This is a genomic window from Burkholderia aenigmatica (assembly GCF_902499175.1).
Taxonomy (GTDB): Bacteria; Pseudomonadota; Gammaproteobacteria; order Burkholderiales; family Burkholderiaceae; genus Burkholderia; species Burkholderia aenigmatica.
Genome location: NZ_CABVQC010000003.1, coordinates 46,832 through 66,726, shown reverse-complemented (window position 1 = coordinate 66,726; position 19,895 = coordinate 46,832). Strand labels below are relative to the sequence as shown.

General features: G+C 67.1%; 18 protein-coding genes. 4 read left to right on the top strand and 14 right to left on the bottom strand.

The annotated features are described in order from the left end of the window. Positions 1 to 152: 152 nt before the first annotated feature. From fdhA to BDO18943_RS03215, 8 genes are all read right to left on the bottom strand, one after another. Positions 153 to 1,349, bottom strand: coding sequence for a formaldehyde dehydrogenase, glutathione-independent (gene fdhA, locus BDO18943_RS03250; protein WP_043180475.1), 1,197 nt, complete (start codon positions 1,347 to 1,349; stop codon positions 153 to 155). A 270-nt stretch (positions 1,350 to 1,619) separates the two neighbouring features. After that, positions 1,620 to 2,810, bottom strand: a complete 1,191-nt coding sequence (locus tag BDO18943_RS03245) for an HlyD family secretion protein (RefSeq protein WP_175021201.1) — start codon at positions 2,808 to 2,810, stop codon at positions 1,620 to 1,622. Beyond that, complete coding sequence (locus tag BDO18943_RS03240) at positions 2,810 to 4,633, bottom strand: efflux transporter outer membrane subunit (RefSeq protein WP_407649789.1); 1,824 nt, start codon at positions 4,631 to 4,633, stop codon at positions 2,810 to 2,812. The genes BDO18943_RS03245 and BDO18943_RS03240 overlap by 1 nt, the downstream gene beginning before the upstream one ends. Positions 4,634 to 4,695: 62 nt before the next feature. Next, complete coding sequence (locus tag BDO18943_RS03235; RefSeq protein WP_043180486.1) at positions 4,696 to 5,634, bottom strand: glycosyltransferase family 2 protein; 939 nt, start codon at positions 5,632 to 5,634, stop codon at positions 4,696 to 4,698. 10 nt (positions 5,635 to 5,644) lie between these two features. Continuing rightward, positions 5,645 to 7,240, bottom strand: a complete 1,596-nt coding sequence (locus BDO18943_RS03230) for a DHA2 family efflux MFS transporter permease subunit (RefSeq protein ID WP_175021199.1) — start codon at positions 7,238 to 7,240, stop codon at positions 5,645 to 5,647. Continuing rightward, positions 7,237 to 8,520, bottom strand: coding sequence for a glycosyltransferase (locus BDO18943_RS03225; protein ID WP_175021198.1), 1,284 nt, complete (start codon positions 8,518 to 8,520; stop codon positions 7,237 to 7,239). The genes BDO18943_RS03230 and BDO18943_RS03225 overlap by 4 nt, the downstream gene beginning before the upstream one ends. 17 nt (positions 8,521 to 8,537) lie before the next feature. Continuing rightward, on the bottom strand, positions 8,538 to 9,107 hold the full coding sequence (locus BDO18943_RS03220) for a methyltransferase family protein (RefSeq protein WP_175021197.1): 570 nt from the start codon (positions 9,105 to 9,107) through the stop codon (positions 8,538 to 8,540). 67 nt (positions 9,108 to 9,174) lie between these two features. Then, positions 9,175 to 10,077, bottom strand: a complete 903-nt coding sequence (locus BDO18943_RS03215; protein ID WP_175021196.1) for an alpha/beta fold hydrolase — start codon at positions 10,075 to 10,077, stop codon at positions 9,175 to 9,177. 720 nt (positions 10,078 to 10,797) lie between these two features. Here BDO18943_RS03215 and betI point away from each other — a divergent pair. The 3 genes from betI to betA are packed head-to-tail and all read left to right on the top strand — an operon-like array spanning position 10,798 to position 14,610. Next, complete coding sequence (betI, locus tag BDO18943_RS03210) at positions 10,798 to 11,382, top strand: transcriptional regulator BetI (protein WP_043180498.1); 585 nt, start codon at positions 10,798 to 10,800, stop codon at positions 11,380 to 11,382. A gap of 32 nt (positions 11,383 to 11,414) precedes the next feature. Next, positions 11,415 to 12,884, top strand: coding sequence for a betaine-aldehyde dehydrogenase (gene betB / locus BDO18943_RS03205; protein ID WP_175021195.1), 1,470 nt, complete (start codon positions 11,415 to 11,417; stop codon positions 12,882 to 12,884). A gap of 25 nt (positions 12,885 to 12,909) precedes the next feature. Further along, positions 12,910 to 14,610, top strand: a complete 1,701-nt coding sequence (betA, locus tag BDO18943_RS03200) for a choline dehydrogenase (protein WP_043180503.1) — start codon at positions 12,910 to 12,912, stop codon at positions 14,608 to 14,610. Between the two features lie 84 nt (positions 14,611 to 14,694). Here betA and BDO18943_RS03195 read toward each other — a convergent pair whose 3' ends face one another. Genes BDO18943_RS03195 through BDO18943_RS03185 form a run of 3 tightly spaced genes read right to left on the bottom strand, consistent with a single transcriptional unit; the run spans position 14,695 to position 16,919 of the window. Next, positions 14,695 to 15,279, bottom strand: coding sequence for a dual specificity protein phosphatase family protein (locus tag BDO18943_RS03195; RefSeq protein WP_175021194.1), 585 nt, complete (start codon positions 15,277 to 15,279; stop codon positions 14,695 to 14,697). 6 nt (positions 15,280 to 15,285) lie between these two features. Further along, positions 15,286 to 15,780 (bottom strand): hypothetical protein, encoded by a 495-nt coding sequence (locus BDO18943_RS03190; protein ID WP_175021193.1) that lies wholly within the window; start codon positions 15,778 to 15,780, stop codon positions 15,286 to 15,288. Next, positions 15,777 to 16,919, bottom strand: coding sequence for an MGDG synthase family glycosyltransferase (locus BDO18943_RS03185; protein WP_043180510.1), 1,143 nt, complete (start codon positions 16,917 to 16,919; stop codon positions 15,777 to 15,779). The genes BDO18943_RS03190 and BDO18943_RS03185 overlap by 4 nt, the downstream gene beginning before the upstream one ends. Before the next feature lie 16 nt (positions 16,920 to 16,935). Between BDO18943_RS03185 and BDO18943_RS03180 the strand changes: the two genes are divergently transcribed. Beyond that, entirely contained in the window at positions 16,936 to 17,172 is a 237-nt protein-coding gene (locus BDO18943_RS03180; RefSeq protein WP_175021192.1) for a hypothetical protein, read from the top strand. 159 nt (positions 17,173 to 17,331) lie between these two features. Here BDO18943_RS03180 and BDO18943_RS03175 read toward each other — a convergent pair whose 3' ends face one another. The 3 genes from BDO18943_RS03175 to BDO18943_RS03165 form a co-directional block, all read right to left on the bottom strand. Further along, the gene (locus tag BDO18943_RS03175; protein ID WP_175021191.1) at positions 17,332 to 18,423 is read right to left on the bottom strand and encodes a hypothetical protein; all 1,092 of its coding nucleotides are present in this window, start codon (positions 18,421 to 18,423) and stop codon (positions 17,332 to 17,334) included. Between the two features lie 233 nt (positions 18,424 to 18,656). Next, a complete protein-coding gene (locus tag BDO18943_RS03170; protein ID WP_175021190.1) occupies positions 18,657 to 19,160 on the bottom strand; it encodes an activator protein in 504 nt (167 codons plus the stop codon). 181 nt (positions 19,161 to 19,341) lie between these two features. After that, on the bottom strand, positions 19,342 to 19,845 hold the full coding sequence (locus BDO18943_RS03165; protein ID WP_043180516.1) for a hypothetical protein: 504 nt from the start codon (positions 19,843 to 19,845) through the stop codon (positions 19,342 to 19,344). Between the last annotated feature and the right edge of the window lie 50 nt (positions 19,846 to 19,895).

Here is a 19,895-nt window from a genome sequence, read left to right as displayed (position 1 = left end):
AGCCGGGCGAACGTCGCCCGGTCGATCGTTCACGCGTGAGCTGCTCGCCCGGCGCTATCGCGGGCACTGAGCGCACGCATTCCCGAATGCACAAAGGGCCGGGGCGCTCAAGCGCCCCGGCCCCTTCGATTGCCGCGTGGTGATCGGTCGCGTTACGCCGCCAGCAACCCGTGCGGGTCGATGACGAATTTGCGCGGCGCGCCGCCGTCGAACTTCTTGTAGCCTTCCGGCGCCTGGTCGAGCGAGATCACTTCGACGTTGACGATCTTCGCGATCGGCAGCCGGTCGAACAGGATCGCCTGCATCAGGTTACGGTTGTACTTCAGCACCGGCGTCTGGCCCGTGAAGAACGAGTGCGATTTCGCCCAGCCGAGGCCGAAGCGGATGCTCAGGCTGCCGTGCTGCGCGGCCTTGTCCTTCGCGCCCGGATCGTCCGTCACGTACAGGCCCGGAATGCCGATCGCGCCGGCCGGCCGCGTGATTTCCATCAGCGAGTTCAGCACCGTCGCGGGCGCTTCTTCCGAATGGCCCGACGAACCGTGACCATGCGCCTCGAAGCCGACGCAGTCGACCGCGCAGTCGATCTCCGGCACGCCGAGGATCTGCTCGATCTGCTCGCCGAGCGAGGCATCTTTCGACAGGTCGACCGTCTCGAAGCCCATCGCCCGCGCATGCGCGAGGCGTTCCGCGTTCATGTCGCCGACGATCGTCACCGCCGCGCCGAGCAGGCGCGCCGATGCGGCCGCCGCCATCCCGACCGGGCCCGCGCCCGCGATATAGACCGTCGAGCCCGGCTTCACGCCCGCGCTCACCGCACCGTGATAACCGGTCGGCAGAATGTCGGACAGGCAGGTCAGATCGCGGATCTTCGACATCGCCTGATCGCGATCGGGGAATTTCAGCAGGTTGAAATCCGCGTACGGCACCAGCACGTACTCGGCCTGGCCGCCGATCCAGCCACCCATGTCGACGTAGCCGTAGGCGCCGCCCGCACGCGACGGGTTCACGTTCAGGCACACGCCCGTGTGCGTGTCCTTGCACATTGCACAGCGGCCGCATGCCACGTTGAACGGCACCGACACGAGATCGCCGAGTTTCAGCGTCTCGACGTCGCGGCCGATCTCGACCACTTCGCCCGTGATCTCGTGACCCAGCACGAGGCCCACCGGCGCGGTCGTGCGGCCGCGCACCATGTGCTGGTCGGAACCGCAGATGTTCGTGCTGACCACTTTCAGGATCACGCCGTGGCCGATCGCACGGCCGGTCGGATCGACCATCTTCGGATAATCGATTTTCTGAACTTCGACCTGGCCCGGCCCAAGATAGACGACACCTCGATTGCTGCTCATCGTATTGTCTCCATGTCTCGTTGGATGGCGCCGCGGCGCGCCGGCTCATGCGGCGCACGCGCAACGTGCTGTTCGAGAGTAGTCCCGGAGGCAGGGGCGCCGATGTCTCAAACGCGACATGCGTTTGAACGGCGCCGACATCGATGGCGGAAAACCGAAAGTCGGGCGGGAAACGACGGGAAGGTGGCGCACGCGGCATTCACCCGCAGCGTGACGCGCCGGCGGGCGGGCCGGTCCTGACGACCGGCCTCCCCCGCCTTTGGGCAGACGCTACCCGCCCTGATTCTCGCGGACGATCGCGGCGGCGGCGCTTTCCGCTTCGCTCGCGACGCCGTCGTGCACGCGCGTGCTGACGGCCGGCGTCGGCGGCTCGCTGTCGAGCGCGTGGCCGTTGCGGTCGTGCGTGTCGACCGTCGCGCGCATCGACAGCCCGACGCGCAGCGGATGCGCGGCGAGATCGCGCGGCTCGATCGCGATCACGACCGGCACGCGCTGCACGACCTTGATCCAGTTGCCGGCCGCATTCTGCGACGGCAGCATCGAAAATGCGCTGCCGGTGCCCGCCGAGAAGCCCTGCACGCGGCCACGATAGCTCACGCGCGAGCCATACAGATCCGACACGATCTCGACCGGCTGCCCGATGCGCATGTGGCGAATCTGCCCTTCCTTGAAATTCGCCTCGATCCACAGCTGATTGAGCTGCACGATCGACATCAGCGGCACACCGGGCCCGACCTGCTGGCCGACCTGCACCGAACGCTGCCCGATCGTGCCGTCGACCGGGGCGACGATCGTCGTGCGCTTCAGGTTCCGGTACGCGAGCTTGAACTGCGCGGCCGCCTGCACGACGGCCGGGCTTTCGTCGACGGGCAGCTTGGTGCCGAGCGCGCGTGCCGCGTCGAGCTGCGCCTGCGCGGCCGCGAGATTCGCCTGCGCGCCGGCGACCGCCGCGCGCGCACGCGCGAGTTCCTCGGGGGCGACAATCTCGACCGCCGCGCCCGAGCGCGCGGCGAACGCACGCTGCGCGAGCGACAGGTCGGCGCGCCGCGCATTCACGGCCTCGACGTACATCGTGTTCGAGATCTTCGCGTTCGCAACCTGCCGCACGGCCTGTGCGAGCTGCGCCTTCGCCTGCGCGAACGCGACCGACGCCTCGGTGTCGTCGAGCTTCACGAGCGTCTGGCCGGCGCGCACGGCCTGCGTATCGGCGACCACGACGTCGGTCACCGATCCGGGGATCTGCGCGGCGACCTGCACGATGCTGCCGGCGACGTATGCGTCGTCGGTGTCTTCGTAATAGCGATCGCTCAGCAGCCAGTACGCGATCCATGCAAGCGCGGCCACCAGCACGACCGCGAAGAACACGATGAAGCGCTTGCGGCGCGTCGCGCGGCGCGCGTCGAGTGCCGGGTCGTTCAGGGCAGCCGGCGGCGCGGCGGTATGAAGGTTGTCGTGGTGCATCAGTCGCTTTGCGTAACGATCAGACGATCGTGCTGGAACAGGGGGATCGGCGGTATGACCGACGGGCTCGGCGCCGAATTCACCGCGGCCGCGCGCGCGAGAACGGGGGTGCCGCGAGGTGTCGCACCGACAGCCGGCGTGCGTGCCACGTCGTCGCGCCGTGCCGCCCCCGCATTCGATGCAGCGACGGCCTGCGGCACGGCCGCACTCGCCGCCCGCGCATCGGCCGACGGCCCCGCCATCGATCGGCTCGCGGTCGCGGCAGCGGTCGGTACGGGCGTGACGGTCGCCGCAGCCACGGCGGTCGCAGCGGGCGCGACAGTCGAAGCGCCTCGCTTCGCCGCCCCGCCACGCGCGCGATGCCCGGCCTGCGCCTGCGCGACCGTTGCGCCCGCATCGAATCCGCCGCCCAGCGCGCCGATCAGCCCGACGCGCAGCGTCCGCTGCCGGCCGAGCAATGCGATCATCTGCGCGCGCTCGTCGATCAGCGTGAGATCCGCGACATCCACATCCTTCTGCATCAGCACGCCGCGCCGGTGACGGTCGGTCGCGATCTCCACGATCTTCTGCGCGGCCGCTACCGCGTCCTGCTGCTCCGCGACGAGCGTCTGCGACGTCTGCAGCGACGTGACGATCTGCGCGACCTGCCCGAGCGCATCATCGACGGTCTTGTTGTACAACCCGATCGCGACGTCGGCCTGCGCGACATCCGCACCGAGCTTGGCCTTCAGCCGGCCGCGATCGAAGATCGGCAGCGAGATCGCCGGGCCGATGGAACCGGCGAGCGCATCGCGCGAGAACAGCGACGCGGGCGTCAGCGCGAACACGCCGCCGAGCGCGACGAGGTTCACGTCCGGATAGAACTGCGCGCGCGTCGAATCGGCATTCGCGAACGCGGCCTCGACTCGCAACCGTGCGGCGACGATGTCGGGCCGGCGACCCAGGAGATCGGCCGGCAGCCGCGCAGGCAGCGCGCCGCCCGCGAATGCGCCGACGCGCGGCCGTTGCAGCACGAGCCCGCGCTCGGGGCCGCGGCCAGACAGCACGCCGAGCTGCAATTGCGCAAGCTTGATCTGCTCGTCGTTCAGCGCGATCTGCGCGAGCAGCTTGCTGCGCTTGATCGATGCGTCGCTCGCGTCGTACGCATTGTCGAGCCCGCGCGCGGTGCGCTCGCGCAACACGGTCGTCACGCGCTGGCTGACCTTCAGTTTCTGCTGCAGCAGCTCCTGCGTCGCATAGGCCTGGTCGAGCTGGCAGTACACGGTGACGATCGCCACCGCGAGCGTGAGCCGCACCTGCTCGGCCTCGACCCGCGCCGCTTCGCGCAGCGACATCAGGCTTTTCGTCGCGGCGCGGTTCTTCCCCCACAGGTCGAGCTGGTAGGTCAGCCCGACGAACACCGACGATGGCGAGGTGTTCGGATCGCCGAAGATCTCGACGGGTACACGATAGCCGCCGGCCGATACGTCGGCGACGTCGTTGCCCGGCTTCGGCATGCGCGCGCGGCTGACCGTCGCGCCGGCCGTGCCCGTCAGCCCCGTCAACGAATCGAACTGCTGAAGCTGCGCCTGCGCGATCCGCAGCCGTGCCTGCGCGACCTGCAGGTCGGGGTTGTGCTGCGATGCCTCGGCGACCAGTGCGTCGAGTTGCGGATCCCGCAGCTGCTTCACCCAGTCGGGCGCAGGCCACGCGCCGTTCACGCCGGGGCCGGCCGTATGCGCGAGCGCATCGTCGGCCGGCGCGCGCAACGACAGCGACGGCAGGAAGCCCGACGGCACGCATCCGCTCAACGCCAGCGACACCGCCGCGGCGACGATCATCATCGAGCCGCCCTTCACGCCACGCGCCCGATCCACCGTCTCTTTCACACCCCGCATCGCGCCCCTCATCCCTGCTGAACGCGCTGCGCACGCGCGGCGAGACGCGGCCGCGTGCGTTCGAGCGGGCCGAGCCGGCCGAACAGGCCGTCCGCGACGCCGAACAGGATGCCGGCGAGCTTCGCGCGCTTGTCGCGTTCGACGAGCGCGATCTGCACGACCTGCCACAGGGTCAGCAGGTTCGGCACGATCGCCACCGGAAAGCGCAGCCCGTACTGCATCCCGAGTTGCACCGCATTGCGTGCGCTGTAATAGCGCCGTTGCCACGAGTGATTCATCGACGTCATTTCAAAAGGGCCGATCGCGTGACGCTGCTTCGCGCCGATCCGGTGCGGCAGCACCAGCGACGGCACGACATAGAGCGGCACGTTGCGCGCCAGCGCGCGGAAGCTGTATTCGGTGTCGACGTGATCGATGAACAGCGTCTCGTCGAAGCGGCCGAGCACGTCGAACGCGTCGCGCGACACGACGCAGCCCGACGAGATCAGGAATGCGCAGCGCTGCAGCGGCGCGCCCGGCTCGATGCGCAGGCGGCGCAGCCCGATCCCGTTGGTCGAGAGTTCGGGCAGGAAACTGCGCGCGTTCTCGTCGAAAATGCGCGGGCCGGCCAGGAACGCACGCCCCGCGAGCCCCGCGCAGACGTCGCGCATCGCGGGGAAATACGCGGCCGGCACCGACGAATCCTGGTCGAACAGCGCGACGGCATCGATGCGGTCGCGAAACAGCGCCGCGAGCCCCGCGTTGTACGCGCCCGCGATCCCGCCGCGGTTGCCATGATGCAGCAGCGCGATGCCTTCGCGCGCGCACAGCGCGCGGGCGCGCGCATCGGGCTGCGGCGTGTTGTCGACGACGAGCAATGCGTCGCACGCATGCCGCCACGCGCCGAGCGCGTCGAGCTGTGCATCGCTCGGGTGATACAGGATCACGAGTGCGCCGAGTGTCGTCATGTTCCTCTCCTCAATGCCCGAACGACGCCGCCGCGCCGCGCTTCGGCCGCGTCAGCCACATCATCGCCGCGAGCGCGAGACACGTCATGCTCGCCATCCAGAACATGTCGTTGGTCGCCATCATGTACGCCTGCTGCATCACGACCTGGTGCAGCGTGGATAGCTCGCGCACGCCGTCCACCCCCATCCCGTTCAGCGTGTGCACGAAGCGCTGCGTATTCGCCGATGCCTGCGTGACGGATTGCGACACGACATCGTAGTGATAGGTCGCGCGGTTGTCCCACAGCGTCACGCTCATCGCGGTGCCGAACGCGGCCGACAGCGTGCGCAGGAAATTCGACAGGCTCGACGCGGCCGCGAGCCGGTCGTCCGGAATGCGCGACAGCGTCGCGGCGGTCAGCGGAATGAAGAAGCACGGCAGCCCGATCCCCTGGATCAGCCCCGGCGCGGCGATCTGCGCGAACGTCATCTTCAGCGTGAAATGCGCATCCCACGCGAGCACGGCCGCGAACACGAGGAAGCCGAAGGTCGCCAGCACGCGTGCGTCGAAGCGATGCGCATGGAGCCCGACGACGATCGAGAACACCAGCGCGAGCACGCCGAGCGACGCGGTGGCGAGCCCCGCGTGAAACGCGTTGTAGCCCATCACGGCCTGCATCCACAGCGGGAACACGACGCCGACCACCGAGAAGCTCATCATCCCGAGCGAGATGATCAGCACGCAGAATGAGAACGTGCGATCGCGGAACAGGCTCAGATCGACGACGGGATGCGCTTCGCCCGCCTCCCAGATCAGCAGCGACACGATCGACAGCCCCGCGACCACCGCGAGCGTGACGATCAGCGGCGACCCGAACCAGCCGCGATCGTGGCCGAGATCGAGCATCGCCTGCAGCGAGCCGACGCCGATCACGAGCAGCACGATGCCCGGCACGTCGACCGGGCCGGCCGCGCCGCGTTGCGCATCCGGGCGCAGCATCGCGGTGCAGACCGCGAACGAGAACAGTCCGATCGGCAAATTGATCAGGAAGATCCACGGCCACGAGAAGTTGTCGACGATCCAGCCGCCGACCACCGGCCCGAAGATCGGCGCGAGCAGCACCGTCATCGCCCACAGCGCGAGTGCGATCGTGCGCTTGTCCGGCGGGAACGTGCGCAGCAGGATCGTCTGCGACAGCGGCACCATCGGCCCCGAAAACAGCCCCTGCAGCGCGCGGCAGATCACGAGCACGTGCAGGTCGCGCGCGAGCCCGCACAGCAGCGACGTCAGCGTGAACAGCAGCACCGCGCCGACGAACAGCCGCAACTCGCCGACGCGGCGCGCAAGCCAGCCCGTCAGCGGCACCGCGATCGCAGCCGCGACCGAATACGAGCTGATCACCCACGTGCCCTGGCTGTTCGAGACGCCGAGACTGCCGGAGATCGCCGGCACCGCGACGTTCGTCACGGTCGAATCGAGCACCTCGATGAAAGTCGCGAGCGACAGCGCGAACGTCAGCAGCGCGAGCCGGAGGCCGCGCACCGGCTGCGCGGCCGGCACGGGGGCCGGCACGTCGAACGCGGATGGCGCGACAGGCCCGTCGCGAAACGGCGACGCGGTGCTCATGCGCCGGCCACCACGACTTCGGGCCGCGCGGCCGCTCGCCCGCGCGGCGGCGCGAACCGTTCGATGAAATCGGCGGCGGCTTCGCAACCATCCCGCTCGGCCGCCAGCAGTGCGCGTGTACGCGTCGCGTGCGCGGCAAACGCGGGCTCATCAAGCACGCGCGCGAGCGCTGCGCCGAGCCGCGCGCCGTCGATCGGGCCGTCGACCCGCACGCCGCAGCCGCTCACGGCGACCCGTTGCGCGTTGTCGAACTGGTCGTGGGCGAACGGCGTGACGACCTGCGCGATCCCGGCTTCGAACGCAAGCGCCGCCGTGCCGATCCCGCCGTGATGCACGAGTGCGCGGCAGCGCGGCAGCAGCGTGCGCATCGGCACGAAGCGGCGCACGAGCAACCGGTCGCTGTCCGGCGCCGCATCGTGCGGCGTCAGCAGGATCCCGCGCGCGCCGGTCGTGCGCAGCGCGTCCGCCACCGCGTGCGCATAGGCCGCGTGATCGACGCGTGTCGAACCGGCCGTGAACACGACCGGGGGTTCACCGGCCGCGAGATACGCATCGAGTGCCACATCTTCTTCGGGAGTCGCAATATCGTTGAACAACGGGAAGCCGCTTTGCAGATGATTCGACGGCCAGTCCGGCTGCGGCGGCGCGAACCAGCCGGGAAACAGGCACAGCACGCCGTCGGTCGAATGCAGCCAGCGGCCCAGCACGCGCCGCGCCGGCGCGAGCCCGAGCGCGTGGCGCACCGCGTTGAGCGCGGGGCCGCAGGTGCGATCGAGCACCTGCCGCTCGATCAGCGTCATCAGCGCCGCCTTCACCGGCAACGGCCAGCGCGCGGGAATCGTCAGGCGCGGGTGCGTCGGCGGCGCATGCGCGGACAGCAGCGTCGACGGCGACACCTGCACCGACACGTACGGCATGCCGTGCAATTCCTGCATGAAGCGCGCGGAGAACGCCCACAGCGTGCCGACGAGCACCGTATCGCCGTCGGTCAGCGCGCGCAGCGTGTCGTAATGCGGGCGCAGCGTCGGCGCGATCACCTGCCACAGCGTGCGAAACGACGTGCGCGAATCCCACAGCGCGGGGTTCGCCATCGCGGCCTCGTATTCGGCCGCGGTGCCGATCGGCACGAACGCGAACCCGCAACGGCGCACAGTTGCCTCGAATGGCGCGTGCGTGCAGAACACGACGTCGTGACCGCGCGCCGCGAGCGTGCGCGCGACGCCGAGCAGCGGATGCACGTCGCCCGCCGAACCGATCGCGGTCACGATCATCTTCGCCATCGCGCGCCTCGCGGGTGTCAGTAGAAGCCGGGAATCAGCGCCGCGACCTCGCGGCGGTACTGCGTGTACGCCGGCCCGAAATACCCGGTCAGCCAGCTCTCCTCGACGCGCACCTTGTACGCGAGCGACGCGAACACGAGCAGCACGCCGATCGCGCCGCGCCATTCGCCGCCGATCAGCGCGGCGCCGACGAGCGCGATCAGGCAGCCCGTATAGATCGGGTGACGCACGAGCCCATACGGCCCCGTGCGGACGAGTTCATGGTCTTCCTTCAGCGTGACCGACACGCTCCAGTTCGTGCCGAGGTGCAGCCGCGCCCACACCGAGAACAGCAGGCCGGCCACCAGCACCGCGAGCCCGCCCTGCGCCTGCATGCCGAAACGCTGCCAGTCGGGCACGAGCGCCTGCCACGACGGATCGGGCAGGATGATCAGCGCGCCGCCGACGATCAGCGGAATCGACTGCAGCGTGCGCGAGCGCGACGCTTCCTTGCGCACGGTCGTCTTCGCGCCTTGCGAGGTGACGATCCAGTAGGCGAGCCACGCGGCCCACGGAACGACGATGGCGATGGTCTGAACGATATTCACGGCTGGCCTGCCTCGTTGGGATGGGAATTCGGATGCGTCGGGCGTACCGGCCGCCCCGCGTGCGGTGTCACGACGACAGCGCGTGCATCGGTGCGGGCACGCACACCTGCGCAGCGGCGAGCGCGATGCCTGCGGCAAGCGACGACCCGCCGCAGAAAAAGTCGAGCAGCGCCGAGCGCGTGTATTCGCGCTGCGCGCGGCCTTCGATGTCGAGGAAATGGCCGGCGTCGGGCACCGTCGCGAACCGCGCGCGCGGCACGTGCGCGCCGAGCTGGCGCACGTCGGCGGGCGTCGTGTATTCGTCGCGCTCGCCGTTCAGGAACAGCAGTTCGCAGCCGATGTTCGAGAACTCGCTGAAGTAGCGCTCGGGCTGCAGCGACAGGATCTGGTCGACGTGAAACGCGACCTGGTCCTGCTCGTCGCGCGGCAGGCGCGTGAGGTAGCGGTAGTTGTACAGCTTCATGATGCGCGGCAGGTAGCGGCCGACGGTATCGTTCAGCAGCTGCGCGGCCTTCAGGTTCTCGCCGGCCGCGATGTGGTCGCGGGCGCGCGTCACGTAGTCGACCATCGCATCGTTCAGGAACGGCGAGAACGAGCAGATCGCCGCGCGCCGCACGCTCGGGCAGCCGCGCGCAAGCGCGAACAGCGACGCGACGCCGCCCCACGACACCGATACGAGGTACGACGGCGCGAAGCGTTCGACCAGATGCTGCAGGATCGCGGCTTCGTCATCCTTCGTCAGGATGAAGCAGCCCGGGTTGTGCTGACGCGACTGCCCCGCATACGGCAGGTCGAAGCAGATCGTGTTGATCCGCTCGCCGAGATACTGGACGGTCTGCCCGAACGACGCGGTCGTCGCGAGCGCGCCGTTGACGAGCATCGCCGTGTCGAACGCCGGGTCGAACACGTTCCGTTCGACGTAGACCTTCAGACCATTCGGCAGCGGGACCACGTGTTTTTCGGTCAGCATCGTCGTTCTCCGGTGGATGCGGCGTCTCGACGTCGCGGCATGCTGCAGGTGCGCAATGACTGCGCCGGTTGTTTGCGCGCAATCCGAATCGCGCGATTGGCCAATGCACCGCGGCAATACCGGCGGCATCGATTCATTCCTCGTAGTGCGGCGCCATACTAATACGGACAATATTACTGACTCAAGTCATTCCAACGATACCCTCTACTCTGTTAGGAAATTCGGTAGATTCAAATTATTCCCGCATTTTTTATGGTAAACGGAATGCTTTCGAGGGTGAGTGCAATCGTTTGCGGAACGGTTTCCGACACCCGACAAACAGACAATCATCCCTTTAAAATCAATGCATTACTTCGTTTAATTCGCTTATTTAAAACGGATTTTCATGAATGAATCGTGACGCCGATTCGCAGGCCGACTTCCCTGTTTCATCGAATATCACATAGCTCAATACTCTTTCATTCCGTAATCGCTTCAGCACCCGCAACGATTAACCCGATTGATCGCTCGCTTCAGAATGCGTTTTAAACAAACTCCAGCTTTTTTAATCATCTTTCAATTATTTTTCCGCACCTGCACAACGCGCGAGCGGGGGCCGCGCTCACCGCCGCACACCCGCCTTCGCCGTCAGACCCCGATTTTTTGTTGATTGAACGATCAATAAAAAACCGCTAAGCTCTCGACTTCCATGGACGGCCCGTCCGGGCGAAGGGAGTCGCGATGCCGAAAGTCGGAATGCGGGAGATTCGCCGCGCACAGTTGATCGACGCCACGCTGCGCTCGATTGACGAGGCGGGCCTGCCCGGCACGACGCTCGCCTCGGTCGCGCAACGCGCGAACATCTCGACGGGCATCGTCAGCCACTACTTCGGCGACAAGGACGGCCTGCTCGAAGCGACGATGCGGCATGTGCTGCGCGATCTGTGGTCGGCCACCACGCGCCGCCGCGGCGGTACACGCAAGGACCCGCGTTCACGGCTGCGTGCAATCGCCGCCGCGAACTTCGACGACACGCAGGTCAGTGCGCCCGTGATGAAGACGTGGCTCGCGTTCTGGTCGCAGAGCATGCACGACCCGATGCTCAAGCGCCTGCAGCACGTCAACACGCGGCGCCTCCATTCGAACCTGTGCGCGGAATTCGCGAAGGCGCTGCCGCGTGCGAAGGCGCGCGAAGCCGCCAGCGGCCTCGCCGCGCTGATCGACGGCCTGTGGCTGCGCGGCGCGCTCGCCGGCGGCCCGATCGACACCCGGGCTGCATTGAAGCTCACCCACGATTACATCGACCTGCTGCTCGCGTCCGCCTGACGCGCCACGCAGTCGCCCTCAAGGAGATCCTCATGTCCGTATACGGTTTGCAGCGCCTCTACATCGGCGGCGATTACGTCGACGCCACGAGCGGCAAGACTTTCGACACCTTCGATCCCGCCACCGGCGAACTGCTGGCGCAAGTGCAGCAGGCGAGCGCCGCCGACGTTGATCGCGCAGTCGCGTCCGCGCAGGAAGGCCAGCGTGAATGGGCCGCGATGACCGCGATGCAGCGCTCGCGCATCCTGCGCCGCGCCGTCGACCTGCTGCGCGAGCGCAACGACGAACTCGCCGCACTGGAAACGCGCGACACGGGCAAGCCGATCGGCGAGACGCTCGCGGTCGACATCGTCACCGGCGCGGACGTGATCGAGTACTACGCGGGCCTCGCGACCGCGATCGAAGGGCTGCAGGTGCCGCTGCGCGCCGAGTCGTTCGTCTATACGCGCCGCGAACCGCTCGGCGTGTGCGCGGGCATCGGCGCATGGAACTACCCGATCCAGATCGCATGCTGGAAGACGGCACCCGCGCTCGCCGCAGGCAACGCAATGGTGTTCAAGCCGAGCGAGGTCACGCCGCTCACCGCGCTCAAGCTCGCGGAAATCTATACGGAAGCCGGCGTGCCGGCCGGCGTGTTCAACGTCGTGCAGGGCGACGGCTCGGTCGGCGCGCTGCTGACGGGCCACCCGGACATCGCGAAGGTGTCGTTCACGGGCGGCGTCGAGACCGGCAAGAAGGTGATGTCGCTGGCCGGCGCGTCGTCGCTGAAGGAAGTGACGATGGAGCTCGGCGGCAAGTCGCCGCTGATCGTGTTCGACGATGCGGACCTCGACCGTGCGGCCGACATCGCGGTCACCGCCAACTTCTTCAGCTCGGGCCAGGTCTGCACGAACGGCACGCGCGTATTCGTACACCGTTCGATCAAGGATGCGTTCACGCAGCGCGTGCTCGAACGCGTGAAGCGCATCCGCGTCGGCAAACCGACCGATGCCGATACCAACTTCGGCCCGCTCGTGTCGGCCGCACAGCTCGACAAGGTGCTCGGCTTCATCGAAAGCGGCAAGGCGGAAGGCGCGAAGCTGCTCGCGGGCGGCACGCGCCTGACCGACGGCCACTTCGGCAACGGCCAGTACGTCGCGCCGACCGTGTTCGGCGACTGCCGCGACGACATGAAGATCGTCCGCGAAGAAATCTTCGGGCCGGTGATGAGCATCCTCGATTTCGAATCGGAGGACGAAGTGATTACCCGCGCGAACGACACGCACTATGGCCTCGCGGCCGGCGTCGTGACCGAGAACCTGTCGCGCGCGCACCGCACGATCCATCGCCTCGAAGCCGGCATCTGCTGGATCAACACGTGGGGCGAATCGCCGGCCGAGATGCCGGTTGGCGGATACAAGCAATCCGGTGTCGGACGCGAGAACGGCATCACGACGCTCGAACACTACACTCGAATCAAGTCGGTGCAGGTCGAGCTCGGCCGCTACAACCCGGTGTTTTGAGAATCACGAAAGGAGACTGACCGTCATGACGACACGCGAATACGACTACATCATCTGCGGCGCAGGTTCCGCGGGCAACGTGCTCGCAACGCGCCTGACGGAAGATCCGGACGTGACGGTGCTGCTGCTCGAAGCGGGTGGCCCGGACTACCGCTTCGACTTCCGCACGCAGATGCCGGCCGCCCTCGCCTATCCGCTGCAAGGGCGCCGCTACAACTGGGCATACGAAACCGACCCCGAGCCGCACATGGACAACCGCCGGATGGAATGCGGGCGCGGCAAGGGGCTCGGCGGCTCATCGCTGATCAACGGCATGTGCTACATCCGCGGCAACGCGCTCGACTACGACAACTGGTCGACGCACAAGGGCCTCGAGAACTGGACGTATCTCGACTGCCTGCCGTACTTCAAGAAAGCCGAGACGCGCGACGTCGGCCCGAACGATTATCACGGCGGCAACGGTCCCGTGTCGGTCACGACCAGCAAGCCGGGCGTGAACCCGCTGTTCGAGGCAATGGTCGACGCGGGCGTGCAGGCCGGCTATCCGCGCACCGACGACCTGAACGGCTATCAGCAGGAAGGCTTCGGCCCGATGGACCGCACGGTCACGCCGAAAGGCCGCCGCGCGAGCACCGCGCGCGGCTACCTCGACCAGGCGAAGGTCCGGTCGAACCTCGAGATCGTCACGCACGCGCTCGCCGACCGCATCCTGTTCGACGGCAAGCGCGCGTCGGGCGTCACGTACCTGCGCGGCAGCGAGCGCGCGACCGCGCATGCGCGCCGCGAAGTGCTCGTGTGCAGCGGCGCGATTGCGTCGCCGCAACTGCTGCAGCGCTCGGGCGTCGGCCCCGGCGCATGGCTGAAGGAACTCGACATCCCGGTCGTGCTCGATCTGCCCGGTGTCGGCCAGAACCTGCAGGATCACCTGGAGATGTACATCCAGTACGAGTGCAAGGAGCCGGTATCGCTGTATCCGGCGCTCAAGTGGTGGAACCAGCCGAAGATCGGCCTCGAATGGATGCTGAACGGCACGGGCCTCGGCGCAAGCAACCACTTCGAGGCGGGCGGCTTCATCCGCACGCGCGACGACGATCTGTGGCCGAACATCCAGTATCACTTTCTGCCCGTTGCGATCAACTACAACGGCTCGAACGCGATCGAGATGCACGGCTTCCAGGCGCACGTCGGCTCGATGCGCTCGCCGAGCCGCGGCCGCGTGAAGCTGCGCTCGCGCGATCCGAACCAGCATCCGAGCATCCTGTTCAACTACATGGCCGAAGCGCTCGACTGGCGCGAGTTCCGCGATGCGATCCGCGCGACGCGCGAGATCATGCGGCAGCCCGCGCTCGACCGCTATCGCGGCCGCGAGCTGAACCCGGGTGCGGACTGCAAGTCCGACAAGGAACTCGACGCGTTCGTGCGGGCCCGCGCGGAGACCGCGTTCCATCCGTCGTGCTCGTGCAAGATGGGGTATGACGACATGGCCGTGGTCGATGAAGAAGGCCGCGTGCATGGGCTCGAAGGCCTGCGGGTCGTCGATGCGTCGATCATGCCGATCATCACGACCGGCAACCTCAATGCGCCGACGATCATGATCGCCGAGAAGATCGCGGACAAGATTCGCGGGCGCAAGGCGCTTGCGCGGGTGGAGGTGCCCTATTTCGTTGCGAATGGGGCGATGGCACGCAATATCGCGAAGGCCGTGCGGCAGCCGGAGACGGTCTGATAACGGCGGGCCTGCTGCCCGCTCATCAATGTGCCGACGAAACGCCGCCGACAGTCATTGTCGGCGGCGTTTTGCATGCGATCGTCAGCCGCTGTTCACTTCTCGCTTCAAACGCTCGATGTCGACGTTTTTCAAGTAGTTCGTGATGTTCTGCCAGATCGGATGGAACCCGTAACCACCGTGCTGCAGCTCATCGAGTGCCTGCTCGCGTGTCCAGCCCTGATACACCACCCGGTACAACGCCGACACGAGACCGGTACGATCGGCGCCGTGCTGGCAGTGGATCAGCACCGGGCCGTCCTGGTCGGCCGTCCGCAGCGCCCTCAGCGCGGTGACCATGTCTTCGTCGCGGATGTCCCACGTGTTGATCCGGATGCGTTGCATCTTGATCTGCGTGCCGGCCAGGATGCTGTCGTCCGCGTGAAACGAACGGAAGCTGATGACCTTGCGGATCCCGAGTTTCTGCAACTCCGGCACGTCGCTGCGCGACAGCTGCGCGCTGCGGTACAGCGACGGCGTGATGCGATGCAGGTTGTTCACATGCGCATCGGTCACGCTCTGCGCCCATTTGATCGGCCGGGCGGACACCTCGGAGGCCGGGTCCGCGCAGGCCGGCTGAGCGAGCCCGGCAAGCGTGGCGGCGATCGCGGCAATGATGGCGAGTTTCATGTCGGTTCAATAAAATGCGCGCTTGCGCTCGCGGGAAAGAATGAACAGCACGATCGCGGCGGCGCTCATCGTCCAGTAGTCGGTCGGCGCCACGCCGAGCCAGTGGATATGCCAAGGCACGTTGGCCGGATTGAAGCGGGCCAGGCCGTAAGCCGGGTTCAGCACGAACCACAGGAAATCCTCGGTCAGCCAGAACACCATGATGCACGCGACGATGCGCGCCTCGATGCGCCACGACCAGCGCCCGTTGAACACGGCCGGCAGGTGAAAGAACAGCGCGACGAACGGGAACACCCACGCGTGGTAGCCGGTCATCGGCCGCCCGCCCCAGAAGATGTCGAGCAGCCAGTGATGTTCGATGCGCCAGGTCGGCAGGTTGGCGGCCCAGCCCGCGCTGCCTTCGATCTGGATCTCGACGTTCGCGAAGAAGTACGCGAGCAACACGACCCACGCGACGACGAACACCGTATGGCGCGTCGGCACAAAACGCGCGACGCTCATGCAGCCGGCTCCAGGCCCAGCACGCGATCGAGCACGAAGCGGCCGGCGAGCGGCCGCCCGAGCGGCGCGAGACGGCGGCGCATGTCGGCGAGACGCTCGGGCGTCTGCAGCAACGCGCGGATCCGGTAGACGAGCGCATCGTCGTCGATCGCCTTCAGCGCGACACCCTGTTCGAGCAGGAAATCCGCATTGCGCTCTTCCTGGCCCGGAATCGGCGAATTGACGATCATCGGCAGCTGCATCGCGAGGCATTCGGATGTCGTCAGGCCGCCCGGCTTCGTGATCACGAGGTCGGCGCAGGCCATCAGGCGTTCCACCTGCTGCGTGAAGCCCTGCGGAAACAGCCGGCCGGGATGCTGCGCGGCCAGTGCCTGCAACGACGCCAGCATCGCCTGGTTCTTGCCGGCCAGCGCGATCAGCTGGAAGTCGGCATCCATCTCCAGCAGGCGCGCAGCCAGCACGTCGAGCCCGCCGAGGCCCGCGCCGCCGGACATCATCAGGAAGGTCGGGCGCGCGGGATCGAGGCCGAATTCGGCCGCGCAGGCCGCGCGATCGAGCGGCTGGCCGAACGCCGGCATGATCGGGATGCCGCTGACGTGCACCGTGTCGGGTGACATGCCGCGCGCATGCATGCGCCACGCGATCTCGTCGTTGGCCGCGAAATAGCCGCGCATGTTCGGCACGACCCACATGCTGTGCAGGTCGAAATCGGTGACCTGCACCCACACCGGCGTGTCGACGCGCCCCTTGCGAATCTCGCGAGACAGCAGTTCGGCGGGCAGGAAGTGCGTGCAGATGATCGCGTCCGGGCGCTGCCGTTCGATCTCCGCGAGCAGCGGACGGCAATTGAGCCGCTCGATCGCGCGCCGGATCTTCTGCGACGGCGCGGCGGGATCGACTTCGTCGGTCTTCTGGTACAGGTAGCCCCACAGCGCCGGCTGGCTGCTGACGAGCTTGATGTAGAGATCGGTGTACAGCTTGCGGAAGCCGGTGGACACGAAATCCATCACGTCCAGGTGGGTGGCGTCGACGCCGGCGGGATGGTGGTCGGCGAACGCGCGGATCGCTTCGGCCGCTCGGGTATGGCCGGCGCCGGCGCTCACGCTCAGGAGGAGAATCTTCTTGTTTTGCTTTGACATCTGACTGACCGTTTCGATGAAGGTGGTCCGGACGTGGGTTCGCGGCGACGCTCTCACGCGGCGGCGGTTCGCGTTCGGCTTACAACAAGCTTGGCAGATCTTCGGCGGTGCGGGCGGTTACAGCAACGCGATCGCCGGCATCGTCTGCGGAATCATACTGCGTTCGGTCGATGGCGCCCGGATCGGGCGTGACACGCAGGCGGTCAAGATGGCGTGGCAAGGCGCGTGGCCAGTGTACACACCGACGCCATGACGTCTTGGCGTGCCGCCGCCTGACGCCCGCTCGCACGTGCGAACGGGGCCCGGCATTTCGGCGCGAACCAGGCGGCTCGCGCACAGATCGTTCGGAATCCTTGCGTATTGGTTCGGCACAGGCGGTGCATCCGCCCGCCTTGGCCCCCTGTTCGCCGAATCAGGACGTCACAACGGCCCGCCTCCCCATCCGTTTCCCGCGGACGATCGGATTCGATCGCGAGGTCAGGCTCATTGCGCCACGCAGGCGCTCGAACGCGGCGTCCTCCTTCGGCCCGAAGCGGCTCACTGCCGGCCAGGCGAGCACATGATCGAGCCATGCCTGCCACTCGTCGCCATGAAAGCGGCCACCGATTTCCCGCACGGCCTCCGGCGCCGCGATCACGATGCCCGCCAGCAGGTAGCAAGCCCAGAAACTGCCACCACCGACGAGTTGATCGAGCCTGCACACGGAGAGCGCCGCGAGCAGCCCGTCCACCGACGCGAGATCCGCGCGATGCATGCGGATCGCCCGCGCAACGAGGTTGTGCTGACCGCCATACGCGGCAACGGAGGTCCCGTCGCCGGCAGCAAGCGCGGCCGAGAACGCCACGAGCGCCGCCATCTCGTCGATGCGCGATGCATCGTCACGCGGCCCGCACGCGCGCAGCACGATCGCGTCGATGACGGCGCCAGGCATGGCCGACGTTTCCCCATTCGCCGCCGCGGCGACGGCCAACCTCTCTCTCAGGTTCTTCGCAGGCGGCGTGTCGCCCTGCGCGCCCTTTTCATGTTCAGTACATTCACCGTCATCGCCCCCGCAGCATTCGACACCGCCGGCAATCCGCTCGAGCGCGGCCCAGCCGACATCGGGATCGTCGAATGCGCACGCATCGATCACACCGTACGCGGTGTCGAACGCGGCGCGCGAGCCGGGGCAGCTGCGTTCGGCTTCGTCTAGTTGCTGCATCGAAGGCACGTGCGAGCACGCACCGAACGGGTCGGTCAGGTCGCATGCGCAGGCGCCGCCGTCCGATGCAATCCACGGCGCGAGCCGGTGAAGCATCGCCGTTGCTTCTCGGGACAGGGTCGTGCCGGCTCGCACGCGCAGCGCGTATGACGCGAGGACAGTCGTGTCGTCGGCGTCACCCGCCTCCGCTGCGCAAGCGGCAGCGTCGAGTCGCTCGATCAGGTACTGCAGCCACGCGGCCGTGCGCAGCCGGTCAGGCGTCGCGCCGCGGGCATCGCCATACTTTGCTGGATCGGTAAGCATGGGTCTTCCGGGATAGTTCCGGCCAATTGGAATGGTGTTGTTTCAATCGAATCGGGCAGCGCGGCACGCCGCGCCAGCCCTGCATGTCCACCCGGATCGGATTGCGACACGGGCGGTCAGCCGGCCGTCGCGCCGATACGCGCGACGACACGAATGCGTCGAGAAAGCGGGAACACACGTGCGTGCCGCGCGGCCCTCGCGCACGGCGTGCACCTCGCTTCGCTCCGCGATGCTTACTGCACGTGGAGCTTCGGCGACGTCACGAGCTCGCCGGCCAACCTGCAATCCGGTGTCAAGTCGACATTGTTGAACGTCAGCGACGATTTCGAATCGTTCCATGCCTCAACAACCTTGCCGGGCCCGCAGGTTCCGAGCAACTTGATACTCACCTGTGCGTTGTCGATCGAAATCTGCGTCGCGCTTTCCACCTGCCCCGTCCACGGCGACGCACTACTCGCGGTAGTGCTGACAAACGGGCACCAGTTGCCCCCGTTGAACTGCGCCGACGTGACATTGACGATACCTGCCGGCGTAATCGTCCCGTTAAACGTCAAGGTACAAACCGTGTTGATCGCACCTTTGGTCAGCGACATCACCCCCGACGCAGAAAATGCTTCGGCGTTCGGATTCATCGGCTGCCCATCCGCGCGCGACACGGTCACCGCAAAAGCAGGCGCAGCCGAAATCGTGGTGAACACCACTGCAGCAACAAGCGATGCAATTTGACGAATGTTCATCTATACGGCCCTCTCTCTTGATATGTGGCGGCCTTACACGAGAAACACGACCGCTCTGCCGAACGAATCCGGCCGCCGCGCCGATACACGCGACAGCACGAACCCATCGAAACCGCGGAAACCCGCCGCGCATACCGCACGGCCCTCGCGCGCGGCGGGTACCCGCTTCGATCCGCGGCGCTTATTGCACGTGGAACTTCGGCGACGTCAGGACCGTGCCGCCCACCGTGCAATCCGGCGTCAGCACGGCGCTGTTGAACGTCAGCGACGAGTTCGTATCGCTCCACGCCGTCACGACCTTGCTCGGCCCGCAGGCGCCGAGCAGCGTGACGTTCACCTTCACGTTGTTGATCGTCAGCTGCGTCGTGCTGTCGGCCTGCCCCGTCCACGGCGACGTGCTGCTCGCGCTGCCGCTGATCAGCCCGCACGTCGCGCCGCCCGAGAACGTCGTCGACGTGATGTTGACGATGCCGGTTGACGTGATCGTGCCGTTGAAGGTCGCGTTACAGGCCGCACTGATCGATCCCTTGCTGAGGTTCGTGAGCCCGGTCGCCGAGAACGGCTCGCCGTTCGGGTTCATCGCCTGGCCATCGGCCCGCGTAACGGTAACTGCGAAAGCAGGCGCGGCCGAAACCGCGGTGAAAGCCACTGCAGCAACAAGCGATACGATTTTGCGAATGCTCATTTGAACTGCCCCCTCTCTTCACAAATGGCGGCACGCCGCCAGGAACGCGA

Bases quoted from the DNA above. Each gene is read 5' to 3' on its own strand.
- fdhA (WP_043180475.1), bottom strand. From the start codon at position 1,349: ATGAGCAGCAATCGAGGTGTCGTCTATCTTGGGCCGGGCCAGGTCGAA.
- BDO18943_RS03245 (WP_175021201.1), bottom strand. From the start codon at position 2,810: ATGCACCACGACAACCTTCATACCGCCGCGCCGCCGGCTGCCCTGAAC.
- BDO18943_RS03240 (WP_407649789.1), bottom strand. From the start codon at position 4,633: ATGATGATCGTCGCCGCGGCGGTGTCGCTGGCGTTGAGCGGATGCGTG.
- BDO18943_RS03235 (WP_043180486.1), bottom strand. From the start codon at position 5,634: ATGACGACACTCGGCGCACTCGTGATCCTGTATCACCCGAGCGATGCA.
- BDO18943_RS03230 (WP_175021199.1), bottom strand. From the start codon at position 7,240: ATGAGCACCGCGTCGCCGTTTCGCGACGGGCCTGTCGCGCCATCCGCG.
- BDO18943_RS03225 (WP_175021198.1), bottom strand. From the start codon at position 8,520: ATGGCGAAGATGATCGTGACCGCGATCGGTTCGGCGGGCGACGTGCAT.
- BDO18943_RS03215 (WP_175021196.1), bottom strand. From the start codon at position 10,077: ATGCTGACCGAAAAACACGTGGTCCCGCTGCCGAATGGTCTGAAGGTC.
- betI (WP_043180498.1), top strand. From the start codon at position 10,798: ATGCCGAAAGTCGGAATGCGGGAGATTCGCCGCGCACAGTTGATCGAC.
- betB (WP_175021195.1), top strand. From the start codon at position 11,415: ATGTCCGTATACGGTTTGCAGCGCCTCTACATCGGCGGCGATTACGTC.
- betA (WP_043180503.1), top strand. From the start codon at position 12,910: ATGACGACACGCGAATACGACTACATCATCTGCGGCGCAGGTTCCGCG.
- BDO18943_RS03195 (WP_175021194.1), bottom strand. From the start codon at position 15,279: ATGAAACTCGCCATCATTGCCGCGATCGCCGCCACGCTTGCCGGGCTC.
- BDO18943_RS03190 (WP_175021193.1), bottom strand. From the start codon at position 15,780: ATGAGCGTCGCGCGTTTTGTGCCGACGCGCCATACGGTGTTCGTCGTC.
- BDO18943_RS03185 (WP_043180510.1), bottom strand. From the start codon at position 16,919: ATGTCAAAGCAAAACAAGAAGATTCTCCTCCTGAGCGTGAGCGCCGGC.
- BDO18943_RS03180 (WP_175021192.1), top strand. From the start codon at position 16,936: ATGAAGGTGGTCCGGACGTGGGTTCGCGGCGACGCTCTCACGCGGCGG.
- BDO18943_RS03175 (WP_175021191.1), bottom strand. From the start codon at position 18,423: ATGCTTACCGATCCAGCAAAGTATGGCGATGCCCGCGGCGCGACGCCT.
- BDO18943_RS03170 (WP_175021190.1), bottom strand. From the start codon at position 19,160: ATGAACATTCGTCAAATTGCATCGCTTGTTGCTGCAGTGGTGTTCACC.
- BDO18943_RS03165 (WP_043180516.1), bottom strand. From the start codon at position 19,845: ATGAGCATTCGCAAAATCGTATCGCTTGTTGCTGCAGTGGCTTTCACC.